Annotated in this window: 21 protein-coding genes; 7 read left to right on the top strand and 14 right to left on the bottom strand. The window is 68.0% G+C overall.

Features of this window, described 5'->3' with window-relative positions; genetic code table 11:
* Positions 1–23: 23 nt before the first annotated feature.
* On the top strand, positions 24–371 hold the full coding sequence (locus AC1PZ7_RS16850; protein WP_482356356.1) for an ArsC family reductase: 348 nt from the start codon (positions 24–26) through the stop codon (positions 369–371).
* A 202-nt stretch (positions 372–573) separates the two neighbouring features.
* The gene (locus AC1PZ7_RS16845) at positions 574–2,181 is read left to right on the top strand and encodes a peptide chain release factor 3 (RefSeq protein ID WP_482356355.1); all 1,608 of its coding nucleotides are present in this window, start codon (positions 574–576) and stop codon (positions 2,179–2,181) included.
* 51 nt (positions 2,182–2,232) lie between these two features.
* On the opposite strand, the gene AC1PZ7_RS16840 is transcribed toward AC1PZ7_RS16845, so the two are convergent.
* On the bottom strand, positions 2,233–3,042 hold the full coding sequence (locus AC1PZ7_RS16840) for a L,D-transpeptidase (protein WP_482356354.1): 810 nt from the start codon (positions 3,040–3,042) through the stop codon (positions 2,233–2,235).
* A 216-nt stretch (positions 3,043–3,258) separates the two neighbouring features.
* Between AC1PZ7_RS16840 and AC1PZ7_RS16835 the strand changes: the two genes are divergently transcribed.
* The 5 genes from AC1PZ7_RS16835 (at position 3,259) to der (ending at position 7,269) form a co-directional block, all read left to right on the top strand.
* The gene (locus AC1PZ7_RS16835) at positions 3,259–3,828 is read left to right on the top strand and encodes an NnrU family protein (RefSeq protein ID WP_482356353.1); all 570 of its coding nucleotides are present in this window, start codon (positions 3,259–3,261) and stop codon (positions 3,826–3,828) included.
* A 36-nt stretch (positions 3,829–3,864) separates the two neighbouring features.
* Positions 3,865–4,686, top strand: coding sequence for a 3-methyl-2-oxobutanoate hydroxymethyltransferase (gene panB, locus AC1PZ7_RS16830; protein WP_482356352.1), 822 nt, complete (start codon positions 3,865–3,867; stop codon positions 4,684–4,686).
* 140 nt (positions 4,687–4,826) lie between these two features.
* Positions 4,827–5,603, top strand: coding sequence for a tetratricopeptide repeat protein (locus AC1PZ7_RS16825; protein WP_482356351.1), 777 nt, complete (start codon positions 4,827–4,829; stop codon positions 5,601–5,603).
* A gap of 10 nt (positions 5,604–5,613) precedes the next feature.
* Positions 5,614–5,895, top strand: a complete 282-nt coding sequence (locus tag AC1PZ7_RS16820) for a hypothetical protein (protein ID WP_482356350.1) — start codon at positions 5,614–5,616, stop codon at positions 5,893–5,895.
* A 24-nt stretch (positions 5,896–5,919) separates the two neighbouring features.
* Positions 5,920–7,269 carry a ribosome biogenesis GTPase Der gene (gene der / locus AC1PZ7_RS16815; protein WP_482356349.1) on the top strand — a complete coding sequence of 450 codons (1,350 nt, stop codon included), beginning with the start codon at positions 5,920–5,922 and terminating at the stop codon, positions 7,267–7,269.
* Here der and AC1PZ7_RS16810 read toward each other — a convergent pair.
* From AC1PZ7_RS16810 to rpsF, 13 genes are all read right to left on the bottom strand, one after another.
* Positions 7,251–8,423 carry a glycosyltransferase family protein gene (locus AC1PZ7_RS16810; protein WP_482356348.1) on the bottom strand — a complete coding sequence of 391 codons (1,173 nt, stop codon included), beginning with the start codon at positions 8,421–8,423 and terminating at the stop codon, positions 7,251–7,253. The two genes, der and AC1PZ7_RS16810, sit on opposite strands and share 19 nt — an antisense overlap.
* A gap of 42 nt (positions 8,424–8,465) precedes the next feature.
* Complete coding sequence (locus AC1PZ7_RS16805) at positions 8,466–9,236, bottom strand: SDR family NAD(P)-dependent oxidoreductase (protein WP_482356347.1); 771 nt, start codon at positions 9,234–9,236, stop codon at positions 8,466–8,468.
* A gap of 17 nt (positions 9,237–9,253) precedes the next feature.
* A complete protein-coding gene (locus tag AC1PZ7_RS16800) occupies positions 9,254–9,670 on the bottom strand; it encodes a VOC family protein (RefSeq protein ID WP_482356346.1) in 417 nt (138 codons plus the stop codon).
* 6 nt (positions 9,671–9,676) lie between these two features.
* The gene (gene purF, locus AC1PZ7_RS16795; protein WP_482356345.1) at positions 9,677–11,176 is read right to left on the bottom strand and encodes an amidophosphoribosyltransferase; all 1,500 of its coding nucleotides are present in this window, start codon (positions 11,174–11,176) and stop codon (positions 9,677–9,679) included.
* Between the two features lie 99 nt (positions 11,177–11,275).
* The gene (locus AC1PZ7_RS16790; protein ID WP_482356344.1) at positions 11,276–11,875 is read right to left on the bottom strand and encodes a CvpA family protein; all 600 of its coding nucleotides are present in this window, start codon (positions 11,873–11,875) and stop codon (positions 11,276–11,278) included.
* A 109-nt stretch (positions 11,876–11,984) separates the two neighbouring features.
* A complete protein-coding gene (gene radA, locus AC1PZ7_RS16785) occupies positions 11,985–13,460 on the bottom strand; it encodes a DNA repair protein RadA (protein ID WP_482356343.1) in 1,476 nt (491 codons plus the stop codon).
* A 97-nt stretch (positions 13,461–13,557) separates the two neighbouring features.
* The gene (alr, locus tag AC1PZ7_RS16780) at positions 13,558–14,673 is read right to left on the bottom strand and encodes an alanine racemase (RefSeq protein ID WP_482356342.1); all 1,116 of its coding nucleotides are present in this window, start codon (positions 14,671–14,673) and stop codon (positions 13,558–13,560) included.
* A gap of 10 nt (positions 14,674–14,683) precedes the next feature.
* A complete protein-coding gene (locus tag AC1PZ7_RS16775) occupies positions 14,684–16,168 on the bottom strand; it encodes a replicative DNA helicase (RefSeq protein ID WP_482356341.1) in 1,485 nt (494 codons plus the stop codon).
* A gap of 157 nt (positions 16,169–16,325) precedes the next feature.
* Positions 16,326–17,585: a class I SAM-dependent methyltransferase gene (locus AC1PZ7_RS16770; RefSeq protein WP_482356340.1), complete on the bottom strand. Its 1,260-nt coding sequence runs from the start codon at positions 17,583–17,585 to the stop codon at positions 16,326–16,328.
* 225 nt (positions 17,586–17,810) lie between these two features.
* Positions 17,811–18,386, bottom strand: a complete 576-nt coding sequence (gene rplI, locus AC1PZ7_RS16765) for a 50S ribosomal protein L9 (protein WP_482356339.1) — start codon at positions 18,384–18,386, stop codon at positions 17,811–17,813.
* A 44-nt stretch (positions 18,387–18,430) separates the two neighbouring features.
* Complete coding sequence (locus AC1PZ7_RS16760) at positions 18,431–19,387, bottom strand: DUF2232 domain-containing protein (protein ID WP_482356338.1); 957 nt, start codon at positions 19,385–19,387, stop codon at positions 18,431–18,433.
* A gap of 143 nt (positions 19,388–19,530) precedes the next feature.
* The gene (gene rpsR, locus AC1PZ7_RS16755; protein WP_482356337.1) at positions 19,531–19,797 is read right to left on the bottom strand and encodes a 30S ribosomal protein S18; all 267 of its coding nucleotides are present in this window, start codon (positions 19,795–19,797) and stop codon (positions 19,531–19,533) included.
* Positions 19,797–20,282, bottom strand: a complete 486-nt coding sequence (gene rpsF / locus AC1PZ7_RS16750) for a 30S ribosomal protein S6 (RefSeq protein ID WP_482356336.1) — start codon at positions 20,280–20,282, stop codon at positions 19,797–19,799. The genes rpsR and rpsF overlap by 1 nt, the downstream gene beginning before the upstream one ends.
* Positions 20,283–20,515 lie beyond the last annotated feature (233 nt).

Genomic DNA, 20,515 nt, shown 5'->3' with positions numbered 1-20,515 from the left:
GCGGCATCCCAACGGGGGCGACGGTGACGGTCACGATCTACGGCATCAAGAACTGCGACACGATGAAGAAGGCGCGCACCTGGCTCGATGCGCACGGCGTCGCCTATGCCTTCCACGACTACAAGGCGTCCGGCATCGACGCGGCGCATCTTCAGGAATGGGCCGGCAAGGTCGGCTGGGAGGTGCTGCTCAACCGCGCCGGCACCACCTTCCGCAAGCTCTCCGATGCGGAGAAGGCCGATATCGACGCGGCCAGGGCGCTGACGCTTATGCAGGCGCAGCCCTCGCTCATCAAGCGGCCGGTGCTCGACGTCGACGGCACGCTGCTGGTCGGCTTCAAGCCGGAAGCCTACGCGAAGCAGTTCGGCTGAGGGGCGGGGCGCCTTTTGGGCCGTCATCCCGGACGGCCGTCTGGCCGATCCGGGACCGCTACCAGAATGGAGGGCGATCCCGGCTCCCCGCTCCGCTGCGGCCGGGATGACGGCGATAGAGGTCGCCAGCCTGGACAGCCGGCCATCGGAACAAGCCCGCCACCCCTTGATCCCGCGCGGCTTCCCTGCCACATCGACCGCCATGAACGCTCTCTCCAATTCCGCTGCTTCGCCGATCGCGCTGGAAGTGGCGCGCCGGCGCACCTTCGCGATCATCTCGCACCCGGATGCGGGCAAGACCACGCTGACCGAGAAGCTGCTGCTGTTCGGCGGCGCGATCCAGCTCGCCGGCCAAGTGCGCGCCAAGAAGGACCGGCGCTCGACGCGCTCGGACTGGATGGCGATCGAGCGCGAGCGCGGCATCTCGGTCGCCACCTCTGTGATGACCTTCGAATTCGCCGGGCACGTCTTCAACCTGCTGGACACGCCGGGCCATGAGGACTTCTCGGAGGACACCTACCGCACGCTGACCGCGGTCGACGCGGCGGTGATGGTGATCGACGCCGCCAAGGGCATCGAGGCACGCACCCGCAAGCTGCTGGAAGTCTGCCGCCTGCGCGACATCCCGATCATCACCTTCATCAACAAGATGGACCGCGAGAGCCGCGACCCGTTCGAGATTCTCGACGAGATCGAGAAGACGCTGGCGCTCGACACCACGCCGATGACCTGGCCGGTCGGTCAGGGGCGCGATTTCGTCGGCACCATGGACATCGCCAGCGGCGGCATGCGGCTGCTCGACGGCGACGAGGGCAAGACCGGCCCGCTGCGCCAGATGAGCATGGCCGAGATCGCCGCGCTCAATGTCACGCTCGACGAGGCGGCACTCGCCGAGGAACTGGGGCTGGTGCGCGAGGTCTGCAATCCGTTCGACCTGCAGGCCTTCCTCGAAGGCCATCTGACGCCGGTCTATTTCGGCTCGGCGCTGCGCAATTTCGGTGTCGGCGACCTGCTCGAAGGGCTCGGCAAATATGCCCCGCCGCCCCGGGCGCAGCAGGCCGACAAGCGCCGGGTCGAGGCGGAAGAGCCGCGCATGACCGCCTTCGTCTTCAAGATCCAGGCGAACATGGACCCTAATCACCGCGACCGCATCGCCTTCGCGCGGCTGTGCTCGGGCAAACTCCTGCGCGGCATGAAGGCGAAGCTGGTGCGCACCGGCAAGCCGATGAGCCTCGCCACGCCGCAATTCTTCTTCGCGCAGGACCGCCAGCTCGCCGAGGAAGCCTATGCCGGCGACGTGGTGGGCATTCCCAACCACGGCAATCTGCGCATCGGCGACACGCTGACCGAGGGCGAGGACATCAATTTCGTCGGCGTGCCGAGCTTCGCGCCGGAAATCCTGCGCCGGGTGAAGCTGCCCGACGCGATGAAGGCCAAGAAGCTGAAGCAGGCGCTGCAGGAGATGGCCGAGGAGGGCGTCGTGCAGGTGTTCCGCCCGACCGACGGCTCGCCGGCTCTCGTGGGTGTCGTCGGTCCCCTTCAGCTCGACGTGCTGAAGAACCGGCTGGAGGCGGAATACGGGCTGGAGGTCGGCTTTGACATGTCGGAGTTCCAGCTCGCCCGCTGGGTGTCGGCGGAAGACCCGAAGCGGGTCGAGGAATTCGCCGCCGGCAACCGCCTGTCGACGGCGGAGGATCTCGACGGCGATCTCGTCTTCCTCAGCCCCTCGGCTTTCATGATCGGCTACACCGGCGATCGCTGGCCCGGCATCGTCTTCACCGACGTGAAGGACGTGAAGAAGGCGGCGTGAGCGCCGCTTTCATGCGCTGACGCGCACGCGTCGATGCCACATGAGCCGATCTCAGCGGCTGACCACGATCCTCGTATTGGCGCGTCCATATGCGCTGATCAGCGCGAACAGCGCCTTGGCGTTGTTGGGGTGCAGGCGCACGCAGCCATGCGAGGCCGGCCGGCCGAGCCGCCGGAGGTCGTTCGTTCCGTGAATGGCCCAGCCCCGGTGGAAGAAGATCGCGTAGGGCATCGGCGCGTTGTCGTATTTGCGCGAGAAATAGCGCTTGTGCATGCGCCCGGGCTGGTAGGTGCCGACCGGGGTGCGGTAGCCCTTGCGGGCAGTGGAGACCGGCCATGAATGGCGCAGCACGCCATCCACCCACACATCCATGCGCTGCGCCGACAGGTTGATCCGCGCCACGACGTTGGGCGCGATGACCGGCTGGGAGACGGCCTCCGGTCCGGTAAGGGCGCTCTGCACCGTTGGAGCGGGGGAGGCTGCCGCCGGCGCCGTCCCGGCGGCGGGCGTGCCCGTGGGGAGGGCAGGCGTCGCGATCTCGGGCACCGCTGCGCCCGTCGGCGCGGTTGCCGGTGCGGGAGACTGGGGCGCGGGAGGCTGGGGCGCGAGCGTCTGCGGCGCGGTGCCCTCGGGTGTCGCCGCCGGCGGCGCGACCGCTGGCGGCGAGATGGCCTGCGGCTCGGCGATCTGAGGAGCGGCGCTCTGCGCAGTGGGGAGGGCGGGATCGGCTTCCTGCACCGCCACGGTCAGCGGCGCGGCCGGAGGCGCCGCGTTGGCCGGCGCCCCAAACTCCTCGGCATGGCTCGGCGCCGCCAGCAGCAGCGACGCGGCCAAGGCGAGCACAGCGACCAAGGGTTTCATCCCGGCTCCCCATCCGATTACGGCAGCATTCTGGCACGCGGCCGGCGCATTCGGGAGAGTTGAGACGACTTATGGTTTACACAACCGGATGATCGCGCGGCCGAGACGGCGTCGTTCCGCAAGGCGGGGGAGGCCAAAGGACCCATGGCGGGAGGATGGCGCTCGGATTGGAAACGATCTAGCGTCACGCCGGAATTCAATCCGGGAGCACTTTCCATGATCCTGATGCTGGCGGGACTCGTCCTGTTCGTCGCCATTCACATCCTTGCGGCGCGCCGCAAGATCGGTTCGGCCGCGACCGCCCGGCTCGGCACGACGACCTATCGCTCCATCCATGCGGTCGTCGCTGCGGCCGGCCTGCTGATGATCGCCTATGGCTACGGCCAGTGGCGGGCCGAGGGGCCGCTCCAGCTCTACAATCCCCCGGTCGCGCTGCGCCATCTCGCGCTGCTGCTGATGCTCTTCGCCTCCATCTTCGCGGTGGCGGCCCTGGTGCCAAGCCACATCAAGGCGCGGCTGAAGTTCCCGTTCCTGGTGGCGCTCAAGACCTGGGCGCTGGCGCATCTTCTCGCCAATGGCGACGTCGCGACGGTGACGCTCGCCGTGGTCATCCTCGCCTGGGCGGTGATGCTGCGCATCATGGCCAAGCGCCGGGCCGCGCCGCTGCCGGTGGCGCCCGCCAACTGGTGGGGCGACCTCGTTGCGGTCGCCGGGGGTGTCGTGCTTTATGCGATCCTCGCTTTCTGGTTCCACCCCTACATCGTCGGGGTGCCGGTAATGGGCTGAGCAAGCCCTTGTAAAAACACGAGGAAGCCGCCTGACATGTCCGTCCAGTCCACTGCCCGCCGCCTGACCGCACCCGATATCCGGGCGCGCAAGGGCGGAGAGCCGATCGTCTCGCTGACCGCCTACCACGCCCACACGGCCCGCCTCATCGACCCGCATGTCGACTTCATGCTGGTGGGCGATTCGCTCGGCATGGTGATGCACGGCATGGAGACCACGGTGCCGGTGACGGTCGACATGATGATCCTGCAGGGGCAGGCGGTCATGCGCGGCTCCTCGCGTTCGCTGGTGGTGGTGGACCTGCCCTTCGGCTCCTATGAGGGGTCGCCGCAGCAGGCCTTCGCCACCGCCGCGCGCGTGCTGAAGGAGACCGGCGCCGGCGCGGTCAAGCTGGAGGGCGGCCGCCGCATGGCCGAGACCGTCCGCTTCCTCGCCGACCGCGGCGTGCCGGTGATGGGCCATGTCGGCCTCACCCCGCAGGCGATCAACACGCTGGGCTCGTTCAAGGCGCTCGGCCGCGACGAGGCGAGCGCGGCGCTGATCCGCGACGACGCCCGCTCCATCGCCGATGCGGGCGCCTTCTCCATCGTGCTGGAGGCGATCTCCGAGCCGCTCGCCCGGCAGATCACCGAGGAAGTGGCCCCGCCCACCATCGGCATTGGCGGATCGCCCGCCTGCGACGGGCAGATCCTAGTGCTGGAGGACATGCTCGGCCTGTCCGACCGGGTGCCGCGCTTCGTCAAGAAATTCGCCGACATCGGCCCGTCCATCGGCGCGGCGGTGGAGGCCTATGCGAGCGAGGTGCGCGCGCGCAGCTTCCCCGGTCCGGAGCACGTCTACGCCCCGAAAAAATCCTAGCAGGCCCCCCGGCGGCGGCCATCCTGTGCGCGCCGCGCGATTTGCCTTGTTGAAGCCGCATGGCTAGTTTACGCGGCCCTTTCCGACATCGCCCGCGTTGCCGGGGCGGTGCCTCCTGACGAATTGCCCACGGATCCGACATGGCTGATATCTTCAACGAGATCGACGAGGACCTGCGTCGCGAGCGATACAGTCGGCTCTGGGCACGCTATGGCGCCTATGTCATCGGCCTCGCGGTTCTCACCGTCCTCGCCGTCGCCGGCTGGCGCGGCTATGAGTGGTGGAGCCTGCAGCGTGATCAGGCAGCCGGCGCGCAGTTCGAGGCGGCGCTGCAGCTCGCCGTCGACGGCAAGGCCGCCGAGGCCGACGCCGCCTTCCAGCAGATCGAGAAGGACGGCACGCCGGGCTACAAGATGCTCGCGCGCTTCCGCGCCGCCACCGAGCTCGCCAAGACCGATCGCGCCGCCGCCGTCGCCGATTACGACGCGCTCGCCAAGGATCCCTCGATAAACGCGCTGATGCAAAGCGTTGCGCAGGTGCGGGCCGCACTGCTGCTCGTCGATACCGCTTCGCTGGCCGACATCGAGGGGCGCATGAAGCCGCTCGACACGCCCGAAGGCGCCTTCCGCCATTCGGCGCGTGAGATCATCGGCCTTTCCCAGTACAAGGCCGGCAACTACCAGGCGGCGACCGACACGTTCACCGCCATCCTGACTGACGGACAGACCCCGCCCGGCCTGCGCCGCCGGGCGGAGCTGATGCGTACGCTGGCAGCCGCGTCGCTGCCGATGCCCGCCGCTGCGGCATCGGACACCACGCCGGCAGCGACGCCCGCCGAAATTCCTGCCGTGCCCGCCGCCGCGCAGGCCGAGATGCCCGCGACGACCGAGCCGGCGACCGCTCCCGCCGTGCAGTGAGGAGGTGCTGATGCGCTTCGCCAAGGTTTCCCGCTTCCCCGCGGCCACGTTGCGCCGCGCGCTTGTGCTGATTCCCGTGCTCGGGCTGACGCTCACCGCCGCCGGCTGTGAGACGCTCGACTCGCTGAATCCCTTCAACGAGCGCGAGAAGCCGCTTCCGGGCGCGCGCGCGCCGGTGTTCCCCGAGGGGGTGCCGGGCATCGACTACAACCAGCCGCCACCGCAGCCGGCCAATTCGGCCAAGTACGACCTTCCCCCCGAGACGCCCGCAACGGCCGCTCCGGAGCAGTGACCGGCGCGGAGGCGCCTCGATCCCATGACGATTACCGTCGCCATTGTCGGCCGGCCGAATGTCGGCAAGTCGACGCTGTTCAACCGGCTGGTCGGCAAGCGCCTTGCGCTGGTCGACGACCGCCCCGGCGTGACCCGCGATCGCCGCGAAGGTGACGCGCGGCTGGGCCATCTGAACTTCCGGGTCATCGACACGGCTGGCCTCGAAGAGGCCAAGGTGGAGTCGCTCGAAGGGCGCATGCGGGCGCAGACCGAGGCCGCCATCGTGGACGCCGATGTGCTGCTGTTCATGGTCGATGCCAAGGCCGGCATTACGCCGAGCGACCGCGCCTTCGGCGAACTCGCCCGCCGCTCCGGCAAGCACACGATCCTCGTCGCCAACAAGGCTGAGGCCAAGGGCTCGCAGAGCGGAACGCTCGACGCCTATTCGCTGGGGCTCGGCGAGCCTGTCGAACTCTCGGCCGAGCATGGCGACGGCATGGCGGACCTCATTCGCGCGCTGGCCGAATGCATGCCGGACGACGCCTATGACGAGGACGACGAGGCGGACGCCGAAGGCAGCCGGCGCATTCGCGTCGCGGTGCTCGGACGCCCGAATGCCGGCAAGTCGACGCTGATCAATGCGCTGCTTGGCGAGGACCGGCTGCTGACCGGCCCGGAGGCCGGCATCACCCGCGATTCCATCGCGGTGGATATCGAACGGCACGGCGTGGAATTGCGCGTGTTCGATACCGCCGGCATGCGCAAGCGGGCGCGCATCGACGACAAGCTGGAAAAGCTCTCCGTCGCCGATGGGCTGCGCGCCGCGCGCTTCGCCGAAGTGGTCGTCGTTCTGATGGATGCGACCCATCCCTTCGAGGAGCAGGACCTGCGCATCGCCGACCTCGTCGAGCGCGAGGGGCGGGCGGTGGTGCTGGCCCTGTCCAAGTCCGACCTCGTCAAGGACCAGCCGGGCTTCGTGAGTCAGGTGCGCGGGGAGGCCGATCACTGGCTGCCGCAGCTTCGCGGCGCGCCGGTCGTGCTGGTGTCCGGCCTCACCGGCGAGGGGCTCGACCGCCTCGTGCGGGCGATCCAGCAGGCGCACGAAGTGTGGAACCGTCGCGTGCCGACCAATCCGCTCAATCGCTGGCTGGGCGAGACCACCGACCAGCATCCGCCACCGGCGGTGTCGGGCCGCCGCATCAAGCTGCGCTACATCACCCAGCCGAAGGCTCGCCCGCCGAGCTTCGTGCTGTTCTGCTCGCGCGCCGATGCGCTTCCGGAGAGCTATGTGCGCTATCTCGTGAACAATCTGCGCACCAGCTTCGACCTGCCGGGCGTGCCGATACGGCTCACCCTGCGCGAGAAGGACAATCCCTACGCCGAGAAGGACTGACGAAGCCGTGCCAGCCAGCCGCCGAGCCGGGCCTTCAGGCGCCGGCTCCACCGTCGCAGCTGCTCGCATCGGAGCGTCGCGTGTTCGACGAGCATGGGTTCCAGCCCGCGGCGCCGCGTTTGTTCGCTGAGGCGTTGGTCGCGCACATGGCATGCCATCAGCCTTTCGATGCCTATCATCGGATCGATGGCTAGCGCGGCTGCGCGTGGGGCATTGGCGGAGGGCGGTATTGCCAGCATCGCGTCGAGATAGGGTTCGAGGCGATAACGCGCCAGCAGGTCGTCGGGGATATCCCGTGCGAAGGCGACGCCCTTGCGATAGTCGGCGACGATCTCCCGCGTGAGCGCCTCGGCGTCGAGCAGCCGCTCGCAGCAGCGGCCGGTGAAATTATAACGCGCGGCACGGGCAAAGTTCCGCTCGTCGAGGTAACCCGGCCCGCCGAAATGGTCATAGACATAGACCGGCACGCGGGCGGCAAGCGCATAGGGCACCGTCTTGCCGATGGAGATGACCAGGTCGCTCGTCTGGATCATTTCGGGCGTCACCAGCGCCGGTCGACCGCACGAATAGCCGAGTTGGCGCACGTCCCGCCCAGGCGACAGAAGGTCCACCGCTTCCATCAGCGCCGGGTCGCGATGGTTGGAGACGACGGTGATCGTCTTCAACCCGGAACTGGGCGTCGGAGCATCACGGAAGAAGACATCCGGCGCGGCATTGCGGAAATTGGTGATCGGGGCGGCTGTGCCAAGCGCCGCCAGCGTCTCCGCGGTCAGTTCGGAGTTGGCGAAGTGATGATCGGCCAGGATGCCGTCATGGTGCCAGCCGCCGCTTTCCATGAAGCTGCGCCGGCCCAGCCTGCCGAAGACGAAGGCGGTTCGCTCGCGTGCGCCGACAACCATGCGGTAGTCGAACAGTCCGGCAACATGGTGCTGAAAGTAGACGAGGTCGTAGGCGAAGGGGGCGATCCGCGCCGGCTCGTTGACGACATCGAGGCCGAGGCGGGCGCGGAGGATGGCGGTCATCGGCCTCGCCGCGACGTTGGCGAACAGCGTGACGTCATGGCCGAGCGAGCGGAAACGGGCCGCGAACTCAAGGCAGACCATCTCCGATCCGGCGATGTTCGCCAGATGGTCCGTGGCGATCAGGATTTTCATCGCTCGCGCCTTCCGCTGCGTCGCGGCGTGAGGGGCGCGGGCTCAGCCCGGCGGCTGGAAGTCTAGCAGCTTGCCGGCCGGGAAGTCGTAGAGCCGGCCGGTTTCCTCGAAGCTCGGCAGGCAGAGCGCGAGGATCGCCTGGGCGACCGCCTCCGGGGCGGGCAGCGTGTTCGGATCCTCGCTCGGAAACGCCTTGGCGCGCATGCGCGTGCGGATCGGGCCCGGATTGATGAGGTTCACCTTAAGGTTGGAGAGGTTCATCACCTCGTTTGCCCAGGTGCGCGCCAGCACTTCCACCGCCGCCTTGGTGACGGAATAGGGACCCCAGAAGGCACGCGCCTTGTGCGCGGCGCCGGAGGAGACCAGTACCGCGCGCCCGGCGGTGGACAGGCGCAGCAGCGGGTCGAGAGAGCGGATGAGGCGCCAGTTGGCCGTGAGGTTCACCGCCAGCGTATCGTCCCATTCCTTGGGGTCGATCTGCGAAAGCGGCGTCATCGGGCCGAGCACGCCGGCATTGCCGACGAAGATGTCGAGATGGCCGAAACGCTCGTAAAGCGCGCCGCCGAGCCGGTCGATGCCGGCGCCGTCCTTCATGTCGAGCGGCACCAGCGTCGCGGTCGAACCGGCCTTGACGATGGCGTCGTCCAGCTCTTCCAGCGCGCCGGTGGTCCGGCCGACGGCGACGACATGGGCGCCGGCTTCGGCAAGGGCGAGGGCGGTTGCCTGGCCGATGCCGCGCGTGGCGCCGGTGACGAGGGCGTAGCGGCCGGCGAGCGGGCGCGCGGCGCTGTCCGCCGCGGAGAGTTCCGACATGGGGTTTCCTCGAACGCTTACGATTCGTCGGTCATCACCACCGACGGCGCCGAGCGCCGGGCCGGGCCGTGAGTGACCGCTTCGATATTGTTGCCCTCGGGGTCGAGCACGAAGGCGGCGTAATAGCCCGGGTGGTAGTCGCGCGGGCCCGGCGCGCCGTTGTCGCGGCCGCCGGCGGCGAGCGCGGCAGCATGGAAACGCCGCACGGTTTCCTCGTCCGGCGCCTGGAAGGCGATATGCGCCCGCCCGGTGGTCGGCTCGCCGGCGCTCACGAACAACTCGTCGGCGAAGAAATAGCCCTCGCCGCGCTCGACCGGGACACCCAGTACCGCGAGAGCGGCCTCATAGAAGCGCTGGCAGGCCGCCAGGTCGCTCACCACGAGCTGGATGTGGTCGATCAGGCGGCCGCGATGCCATTCCCGGAGCTCGACCATGCTGCGTCAGCTCGCCTCTGCCAGCAGGGAGAGCTGGCGTGGGGAAACCTCGCCCTCGCGGTCGGTCAGCGGGGTGGGGTACTCGCCCGTGAAGCAGTGATCGGTGAACTGCGGGCGGACGGGGTCGCGGCCTTCATAGCCCATCGACTTGTAGATGCCGTCGATCGACAGGAAGGCGAGGCTGTCGGCACCGATGTAGCGGCGCATGCCTTCGAGATCGTGTGTGGCGGCGAGCAGCTTGTCGCGGTCCGGCGTGTCGATGCCGTAATAGTCCGGGTGGGTGATCGGCGGCGAGGAGATACGGAAATGCACCTCGCGGGCACCGGCCTCGCGCATCATGCGCACGATTTTGACAGAGGTCGTTCCGCGAACCAGGCTGTCGTCGATCAGAACGATGCGCTTGCCCTCGACCACGGCGCGGTTGGCCGAGTGCTTCATGCGCACGCCCTGGTCGCGCACCGACTGGGTCGGCTGGATGAAGGTGCGCCCGACATAGTGATTGCGGATGATGCCGAGCTCATAGGGAATGCCGGAGGCCTGGGCATAGCCGATGGAGGCCGGCACGCCGGAATCCGGCACCGGCACCACCACGTCGGCATCGGCCGGCGCCTCGGCGGCGAGCTGCATGCCCATGGTCTTGCGGACCTGATAGACGGAGCGGCCACCGACGATGGAGTCGGGGCGGGCGAAATAGATGTACTCGAAGATGCACGGACGCGGCGGTACGCTGCCGAACGGGCGCAGCGTCTCGACCTTGTCGGAGGAGAAGACGATGACCTCGCCCGGCTCGATGTCACGCACATGGCGCGCACCAATTATGTCGAGAGCGCAGGTCTCTGAAGTCAGGATCGGGTGGCCGTCGAGCTCACCGAGCACCAGCGGTCGGATGCCGAGCGGATCGCGGGCGCCGACCAGCTTCTTGTTGGTGAGGCCGACAAAGGCATAGGCGCCCTCGATGGCGCGCAGCGCGTCGATGAAGCGTTCGGTGAAGCGGGCGCGCTTGGAGCGGGCCACGAGGTGCAGCATCACCTCGGTGTCGGAGGTCGACTGACAGATGGCGCCGTCGCGGATGAGCTGGCGGCGCAGCGTCAGGCCGTTGGTCAAATTGCCGTTATGGGCGATGGCGAAGCCGCCGCCGTCGAGTTCGGCGAAGAGCGGCTGGACGTTGCGCAGGATGGTCTCGCCGGTCGTCGAGTAGCGTACATGGCCGACCGCGATATGACCGGGCAGGCGCTTGATCGCTTCACCGTCCGAGAAGGCGTCGCTGACCAGGCCGAGGCGGCGTTCGGAATGAAAACGCCTGCCGTCATAAGTGGTTATGCCGGCTGCTTCCTGTCCGCGGTGCTGCAGGGCGTGCAGGCCGAGGGCGGTGATCGCCGCGGCGTCGGGGTGGCCGTAAATGCCGAACACGCCGCACTCCTCGCGCAGCGTGTCCCCGTAGTCATCGTAGAAGTCGCCGGCTTCCGCCGATTTCGGCGCCACGTCGTCACGCATCAGATTGGTCATAGGACCATCGCTCCTCGGCGCAGTTCAAGGCTGCGCCCGCTCCACATGCTCAAATACAACTGCGCCCCGGGACGCCTTTGTCCCACGGGCGCGGTCGAATTAAGGCGCCGGCGGCGTCGCCGGGCCGGGAGTAGCCGGGGCCGGTCCCGGATTGAACGGCTCGGGCGGCGGCTCGATCGGCTCGGCATCCTTCGGGCTGCGAATATCGCGGATCAGGCTCTCGGGATCTTCCGGCAATACGGAGATGAGCCAGTCGCCCGCACTTTGCAAGACCAGCTTGGCGCGGGCGTCGCGAATCCAGTCCGGCTGGCCCTGTTCGTTCTGGACCAGCCAGTTGAAGAACAGGAAGGCCACAACCATGATCAGGAAGCCGCGCGCCAGGCCGAAGAGGAAGCCGAGGGTGCGGTCCAGCGCGCCGATGCGGCTGTCGAGCACCAGGTCCGAGATGCGGACCGTGATGATCGAGACGATCAGCAGCGTGACGATGAACACCGAACCGACCGTGGCGGCCATCGCGAAGGTATCGTTGGCGATGTACTGCTTCGCGAAGGGCAGGGCGTGCGGATAGGCGTAGAGCGTGACGATCGCCGCGGCGACCCATGACGCGATGGCGAAGACCTCGCGCACGAAGCCGCGCACCATGGCCAGGAGGCCGGAGACTACCATCACGGCGATGAGGATGATGTCGAGCAGCGTCAAGACTATCACACCGTGGTCGAAGCGGCTTCCGACGGGAAAGCGCAGCGAATCTGCCGCTTTCCGGCCGCTGAAAGGGCCGCGCGACGTATAGCGCGGCGCAGGGCGCGCGTCATCCCTCTTGGCGTTCGGGTTTAGCCTTGCGCGGGCCTCTGGCGGCGATGCTGGCGACGATATCCCCAAGAGAGGTGACGGTTTCGACCGCCAGCGGCGCTTCCGGAGCCTCCTTCGCGCCGTCTCCCTTCGCCTTCGATGCCTTCTCGGCCGTTCCCTTTTCCCCCGCTCCCTTGCCCGTCGAGCCCTTCGCCTCGGGCGTAACGGCACGGGTGAAGCCGAGCTTGGCGGCTTCCTTCAGCCGTGCCACGGCATGCGGCACGGCGCGCACGGCGCCGGTGAGGCTCACCTCGCCGAAATAGACGCTGTCGTGGGGCAGCACCGCCCCGGAGAGCGAGGAGACCAGCGCGGCCGCCACCGCGAGGTCCGCCGCCGGCTCGGTGATGCGAAAGCCGCCGGCGACGTTGAGATGCACGTCATGCCCGCCGAGCTTGATGCCGCAGCGTGCTTCCAGCACGGCGAGCACCATGGAGAGCCGGCTCGTGTCCCAGCCGACTACGGCGCGGCGTGGCGTGCCGAGGCTGGTCGGCACGACCAGCGCCTGGATCTCCACCAGCACCGGACGGGTGCCCTCCATGCCGGCGTAGACCGCCGTGCCGGGGGCGCCGCTGTCGCGGTTGGACAGGAACAGCTCGGAGGGATTTGCCACCTCGCTGAGGCCGAGGCCGGTCATCTCGAACACGCCGATCTCGTCGGTCGGCCCGAAGCGGTTCTTCTGCGCCCGCAGGATGCGGAAATCATGCGCGCCGTCGCCCTCGAAGGAGAGCACCGCGTCGACCATGTGCTCGACCACGCGCGGGCCGGCGATCTGGCCGTCCTTCGTCACATGGCCGACGAGGATGACGGCGGCGCCGGCGCGCTTGGCGTAGCGGATGAGGATCTGCGCCGAGGAACGCACCTGCGTGACCGTGCCGGGGGCGGATTCCACCGTGTCGGTCCACATGGTCTGGATCGAATCGATCACCACGAGCGCCGGCCGGCGGCCCTCGGACAGGGTGGCGACGATGTCCTCGACATTGGTCTCGGCGGCGAGCTCGACGGCGGCGCCGGCAAGGCCGAGGCGCTCGGCGCGCAGGCGCACCTGCGCCACCGCCTCTTCGCCGGAGACGTAGATGATGCGGTGCCCGGCGCCGGCGAGGGCGGCCGATGCCTGGATCAGCAGGGTCGACTTGCCGATGCCGGGATCGCCGCCGATGAGCAGCACGGAGCCCGGCACCAGGCCGCCGCCAGCCACGCGGTCGAGTTCGGAAATGCCGACGCGCACGCGCGGCGCGTCCTCGGAGGTGCCCGACAGGCTTTCCAGCGCAATGAGCCGCCCCTTGCGTCCGCCGCGCAGATTGGCCGGCAAGGTGTCGGTGGCGGTGGTTTCCTCGACGATGGAGTTCCATGCGCCGCAGGAATCGCAGCGGCCCTGCCAGCGCGAATGAACTGCGCCGCAAATCTGGCAGATGAAGGTGGCGGCGCGCTTGGCCATGTCTGACTGAAATCCGTTCGAATCGCCCGAGCGAGTTCTACCGCCATTCGCCGTCGAGTCCGAGCAACGCTCATCCGGTCGCGTGACCGGGACGACGTCACACCCAGCGACGATGGTAGCGGCGGCCGAGCGAGGTCAGGATCTCATAGTCGATGGTGTGCGAGTGGCGCGCGAGGTCGTCGAGGCTGAGCCCGTCGCCGAGCAGGGTCGCGAAGTCGCCGGGCGCGACGGCGTCCTCCGGAATCTCGGTGACGTCGACCGCCATCAGGTCCATCGAGATGCGCCCGATCAGCGGGCAGCGATGGCCGGCGATCACTGCCTCGGCGCCCGGCCGCAGGTCCGAGGCGCCGGCCAGGCGCGGTATGCCGTCGGCATAGCCGGCCGAGAGGATGGCGACGCGCGACGGGCGTATCGCGGTATGGGCGCCACCATAGCCGACGGTCTCGCCCTCGTGGACATGGCGGATCTGCGCAATGCGCAGCTCCAGCCGCACCACCGGGCGCAGCGGCGCGATGTCCCTGCGCGGGCGCCCGCCATAGACCGCGATGCCGGGCCGGACGAGATCGAAATGATAGGCCGGGTCGCCCAGCGCGCCGGCGGAATTCGACAGCGAGGCGCGCACATCCGGGAACAGCGCGACGATGGCGCGGAAATCCTCGAGCTGGCGGGCGTTGAGCGGGTGGTCGGGCTCGTCGGCGCAGGCGAGGTGGCTCATCAGCAGCACGAGAGGGAAGCCGAGTTCGTCGCGCCCCTCGGCGACATTGACCGCCTCGGCCGGCGAGAGGCCGAGCCGGTTCATGCCGGTGTCGACATGGAGGGCGGCAGGAAGCGCCTCGCCGACGGCGGCACAGAAGTCACGCCAATGGGCGATCTCGCCGGTGCTGCCCAGCACGGGACGCAGCGCCGTCTCGCGATAGATCGCCTCGGTGCCGGGAAAGAGCCCGTTGAGCACGAAGATCTCGGCATCAGGCAGCAGGTCGCGCAGCTCGCGCGCCTCGCCGAGCAGGGCGACGAAGAAGGTGCGCGCGCCCGCCTTCCAGAGTGCCATTGCGGCTGAGGCGAGGCCGAGGCCGTAGGCGTCGCCCTTGACCACGGCCGCGCATCTGGCGGGGGCGACGCGGCGCTCCAGCTCCTGATAGTTCGCTACCAGCGCGGACAGGTCGATGGTCAGGACGCCGCCGGCCTCGGCCGGCGGGATGCTTGCAGCGTTCACGGTCGGACTCTCAATGCTCCGGCAGGCGATCGCCCTGGGCGAGCGAGGAGAAGCGGGTGAACTGCGCCTCGAACGCGACCTTCACCGTGCCGGTCGGGCCGTGGCGCTGCTTGCCGATGATCACCTCGGCCGTGCCCTGGGCGGCCTTCATGTCCTGGTCCCACTTGAACCATTCTTCGGTGCCTTCCTTCGGCTCCTTGTTCTTCAGGTAATATTCCTCACGGAAGACGAACATCACCACGTCTGCATCCTGCTCGATCGAGCCGGATTCGCGAAGATCGGACAATTGCGGACGCTTGTCGTCGCGGCTTTCCACCTGACGCGACAGCTGGGAGAGCGCCATGATCGGCACGGCGAGCTCCTTGGCCAGCGCCTTGAGGCCGGTGGTGATCTCGGTGATCTCCTGCACGCGGCCCTGCGACGAGCTCTTGGAGGAGCCGGTGAGCAGTTGGAGGTAGTCGACGACCATGAAGTCCAACCCGCGCTGGCGCTTGAGCCGGCGGGCGCGGGCGCGCAGCTGGGCGATGGAGATGCCGCCGGTATCGTCGATATAGAGCGGGATGGTCTGCATCATCTGGGCGCAGCTGGCGAGCTTGTCGAACTCGTGCTCGGAAATGTCGCCGCGGCGGATCTTGTAGGAGGCGATCTCGGCCTGCTCGGCGAGAATACGGGTGGCGAGCTGCTCGGCCGACATTTCCAGCGAGAAGAAGCCGACCACGCCGCCGTTGAGCGCCCGGATCGAGCCGTCGGGCAGCGTCTCCGACTGGTAGGCCGCGGCGACGTTGAAGGCGATGTTGGTGGCGAGCGAGGTCTTTCCCATGGCCGGACGACCGGCGAGGATGATGAGGTCGGAGGGCTGCAGGCCGCCCATCATCTGGTCGAGATCGTCGAGGCCCGAGGCGGTGCCGGACAGATGGCCGTCGCGCTGGAAGGCGCGGCTGGCCATGTCGACCGCTTCCTTCAGCGCGTCGTTGAAGCGCATGAAGCCGCCGTCGTAGCGCCCGGTCTCTGCGAGCTCGTAGAGGCGCTTTTCCGCTTCTTCGATCTGCTCCTGAGGGGCGGCGTCGACCGGGGCCTCGTAGGCCTCGTTGACGATCTCCTCGCCGATGGCGATCAGGTCGCGGCGCACCGAGAGGTCGTAGATGGCGCGGCCGTAGTCCTCGGCGTTGATGATCGTCGTCGCCTCGGCGGCGAGGCGGGCCAGATATTGCGGCACGGTGAGGCCGGCGATGTCGAGCTCGCTCGGCAGGAAGGTCTTGAGCGTGACCGGCGTCGCCACCTTGCCGGCGCGGATCAGTGCCGACGAGGTCTCATAGATCGAGACGTGGATCGGCTCGAAGAAATGGCGCGGCTCCAGGAAGTCCGAGACCCGGTAGAACGCCTCGTTGTTCACCAGGATCGCGCCCAGCAGCGCCTGCTCCGCCTCGATATTGTGCGGAGCACTGCGATAGGTCGCGTCGGTCGCCGCCGGGGGGCGGGCGGGGGAATCGAGCATATCTCTTCCGGGTGCGAGTGGGCCGTGGCAATAGCTACCTTCCCCCCGGGGGCGAGTCCGGGGCGAATCGCGCACGCTTCATTTTGTCTTGTGGAGGGCCTGTGGAAAGCCGAATCTCGCTTGACGCGATTCCGACCCGCTCCGTCCGCCGTGCCGCCTACTCCCCTGCCAGCCGCAGCCCCGGGCGGTTCTGGTTCTCCATCCTGCGCAGCGCCGCTTCGGCATCAGTGATGTAGTTGCGCGTCAAGGGCACCACGCCCTCGCGCCTGGCGAGCTGGATCTGGAAGATCATCATCCCCTGATGACGGAAGGCCATCTCGGACGAGGCGAGATAGAACTCGAACATCCGCACGAAGCGTGAATCATAGAGGCGCTCGACCTCCTCGCGATGGGCGAGGAAGCGCTCGCGCCAGGCCTTCAGCGTCTCAGCATAGTGCAGGCGCAGGATCTCGATGTCGGTAACGAACAGGCCCGCCTTCTCGATCGCTGGAAGCACCTCGGAGAGTGCGGGGATGTAGCCGCCGGGGAAAATGTACTTGGCGATCCACGGATTGGTGATGCCGGGCCCTTCCGAGCGGCCGATGGAGTGGATCAGCGCCACGCCGTCCTCTTTCAGCAGCTTCGCCACCTTGCCGAAATATTCGTCGTAATGCCCGACGCCGACATGCTCGAACATGCCGACCGAGACGATGCGGTCGAACGGGCCGGGCACGTCGCGATAGTCCTGGAGGCGGAAGTCGGCGCGGTCGGACAAGCCGCGTTCCTCGGCACGGGCGCGGGCGACGCCGTGCTGCTCCTGCGAGAGCGTGACGCCCGTGACCTTCGCGCCGGCATTGCCAGCGAGATAGAGGCCCATTCCACCCCAGCCGCAGCCGATGTCGAGCGCGGTGAGGTCGGGGCGGTCGAACAGCAGCTTGGCCGCGATGTGCCGCTTCTTGGCGAGTTGGGCATCGTCGAGCGACTGGTCGGGATGCTCGAAATAGGCGCAGGAATATTGCCGGTCGGCGTCCAGGAACAACGAATAGAGCCGCCCGTCGAGATCATAGTGATGCGCCACGTTCTTCTGCGAACGGCCCGGCGGGTTGAACTGTGCAAGGCGGCGGAAGAAGAACCGGAGCCGCATCAGCACCTTCGCGCTGACGCTGGGAACTTCCAGCCCGACCTGCGACATGAGAACGGCGAGCACGTCGGCAATGTCGCCCTGCTCGACGATCATGCCGCCGTCCATGTAGGCCTCGCCAAACTTCAGCTCGGGATCGAGGAGAATCTGGCGCTGCCAGGCTTCGGAGGTGAAGCGGACGATCAACGGTTCCCCGGTGCCGTCGCCCAATACGGCGCGCGCACCCGAAGCGAAGACGACCGTCAGGGAACCATGGCGCACGACGCGCGCGAGAATCTGCGTAAGCAACCGTTCCATTGGGCAACTCCAACGGTACCGGCAGTCAGCGACGACAAACCGCAAAAAGCTCGTCTCCGCGTGAAGACTGCCTGCCCATGCGCTGGGCATGTTTGTGATCTGCCAATCATTGCATCATAACATTTAGCGGCTCGCAATATTCCAATTACTGCAACGCATGCAAAAAAAAGCCCGGCCGCGAACGGCCGGGCTACGCCTTTTGACGTATTACGCTGGGTAAATGCTTCAGGCCTGCTCGGCTTCAGCCTCGGCCTCGTCCTCGGCCGGGGCTTCCTCCAAGTATTCGCCCTCGTCCTCGTCCTCATCGTCGCGCGCGACGGAGAGGTCCTCACCGCGCGACTGGCGGACGGCTTCTTCCGGGCTGCGGGCGATGTTGGCGCGGACGGTCACTTCGACCTCCGGGTGCAGCGTGACCGGCACCTCGTGCAGGCCGATCGTCTTGATCGGGTGGTTGAGGACGATCTGCCTGCGCTCGACGGAGAAGCCGGCGGCGGTCAGGGCGTCGGCGATGTCGCGGGTCGACACCGAACCGTAGAGCTGGCCGGTCTCGCCAGCCTGGCGCACGAGCACGACTTCGGTGCCGTTCAGCTTGTCGCCGACCTTGGTGGCCTCGGCCTTGAGCTCGAGGTTGCGGGTCTCGAGCTGGGCCTTCATCGAGTCGAAGCGGGTCTTGTTGTCCTTGGTGGCGCGCAGCGCCTTGCCCGAGGGAAGCAGGTAGTTGCGGGCGAACCCGTCCTTCACGCGGACGACTTCACCCATCTGGCCGAGCTTGGCCACGCGCTCCAGCAGAATGACTTCCATTTCAGTTCTCCATTCGATTCGTCAAAGTCGGTAAGGGTTGAGAGTCAGCCGTCATTGGCCGCCGGCGGACGGCCCGGCGGACCTCCACGCCGGAAGCGGCCGCGAAGGCCGAAGAGCGTCTCGGCAAGGCCGAGCAGGGCGAGTACGGCGAAGGGCCAGCCGAGCGCGAGCGCCGCGATCCAGACCGTCGCGATCACCAGCGTGCGTCCCGCCGCGCCGCGGGTGATCCAGTGGATCGTGGCGAGGCCGATGAAGGCGAAAGCCATGATCAGCGTCGCGCTCAGCAGTTCCGTCATGAGGCCGACGAAGCCGCCGGCGAGGCTCGCCGCGATGAGGGCGCCGACGAGGAGGGCCGCCGTCGGGCGCGGCACGGAGATCGCCGCGAGATCCGGCCAGGGACGCATGAGCCGGCCGGAGACGCGGGCGATGTGTGCGCCGAGCCAGAGATTGCCGATCTGCGTCACCATGGTGACGACCGCGGCGGCGGGCGGCATGACGAGCACGAGCAGGTCGACCAGCCGCTCCACATCGGGGCCGCCGGCGCCCGGGCGCTCCTCGAACATGGCCTGGAACAGCACGCGCAGGGCCGCCTGATAGCCCTCGATGCTGCCCGCGACGAGCGGGATCAGCGCCGCGACGGCGAGGCAGCCGAGAATGGCGGCGGCCAGCACGACGCGGCCGATGGGAAACCATTCGATCGGCGCGCCCGGCTGCGGCTCGCGCGCCATCAGGGCGAGATAGGCCAGCACATAGGCCGGCAGCCCGACGCCGGCGACGTAGGCGAGCAGAAGCTCAAGCCCGAAGAACACGCCGATGGCGACGGCAGCCGCCGAGGCGGCGACCAGCGCGGAAAGATGCGACCAGCCGAGGCCGACGATCAGTAGGGGCAGGGGGGCGAGGTAGAACAACGGCAAGGCGAGGGCGCTGCCGGTCGCGACGGTGGCGACCAGAAGGGCGGACGCCGCACCGGCGCCCAACGCTATGAGCCAGTTCTGTATCATTCGACGAGCTGTCCCGCTCCAAGCGGTTAGAGGCGGATCTCGGTCCGCCCCAGCCAAGACCCGCCGGATTGATCCGTGGGTCTGTCGGAAAATCTCTTCAGGAAACGTCCCCGGCCGGAGCCGGGGACGAATTCGTCACGCGATCAGCGGATCACGAAGGGCAGCAGGCCGAGGAAGCGCGCGCGCTTGATGGCCTGGGCCAGTTCGCGCTGCTTCTTGGCGGAAACCGCCGTGATGCGCGAGGGAACGATCTTGCCGCGCTCGGAGATGTAGCGCTGCAGAAGCCGCACGTCCTTGTAGTCGATCTTCGGCGCGTTGGCGCCGGAGAACGGGCAGGTCTTGCGACGACGGAAGAAGGGCCGACGCGCGCCGGAATTCGCGGCTGCGCCGCCAGTGCCACCGAAAGCCATCACTCAGTCTCCACGCTGGCCGGAGCCTCTTCACGATCACGACGCGGGCCGCGATCACCGCGATCCCCACGGTCGCCGCCGAAGCTGCGCCCGCCGCCGCCGAAGCCGCGGTCGCCACCGAAGCCGCGATCGCCGAAGCCGCGGTCGCCGCGGTCGTCACGGTCGCGCTTCTGCAGCATGACCGACTGGCCTTCCTCGAGCTCTTCCACGCGGATGGTGAGGAAGCGCAGGATGTCCTCGTCGATCCGCATCTGGCGCTCCATCTCGGCAACGGCCGGGGCCGGGGCGTCGATGTTCAGCAGCGAGAAATGGGCCTTGCGGTTCTTGCGGATGCGGTAGGTGAGCGTCTTGACGCCCCAGTACTCGTTCTTCGAGACCGTGCCGCCATTCGCTTCGATCACGCCCTTGAACCGGGCGGTGAGTTCCTCGACCTGCTGCGCCGTGACATCCTGGCGCGCGAGGAACACGTGCTCATAAAGAGCCATGTTTCGTGCCTTTCCTATTCTTCCGCACTATTGCGGCCATCGTCCCGGCGACGAGCCCTTCGAGCCTCGCGGAAAGGCTCGAACAATCTCGAAGGCGGGGACACGGGACGGCGGAAACGCTTGCGATTCCTGCCATGCATGTGGCGCTTGGCCAAAGCACAGCCGTCCGTTCAGCCCCCGGCCGGGACCGACAGTGCGCGGGCTTATACGCGAAAATGCCCGGAAATCAAGGT

Source organism: Ancylobacter sp. TW_SC_1 (assembly GCF_056836805.1).
Note: the sequence above shows the minus strand (reverse complement) of the source record. Positions and strands in the feature narration are given on the sequence as shown.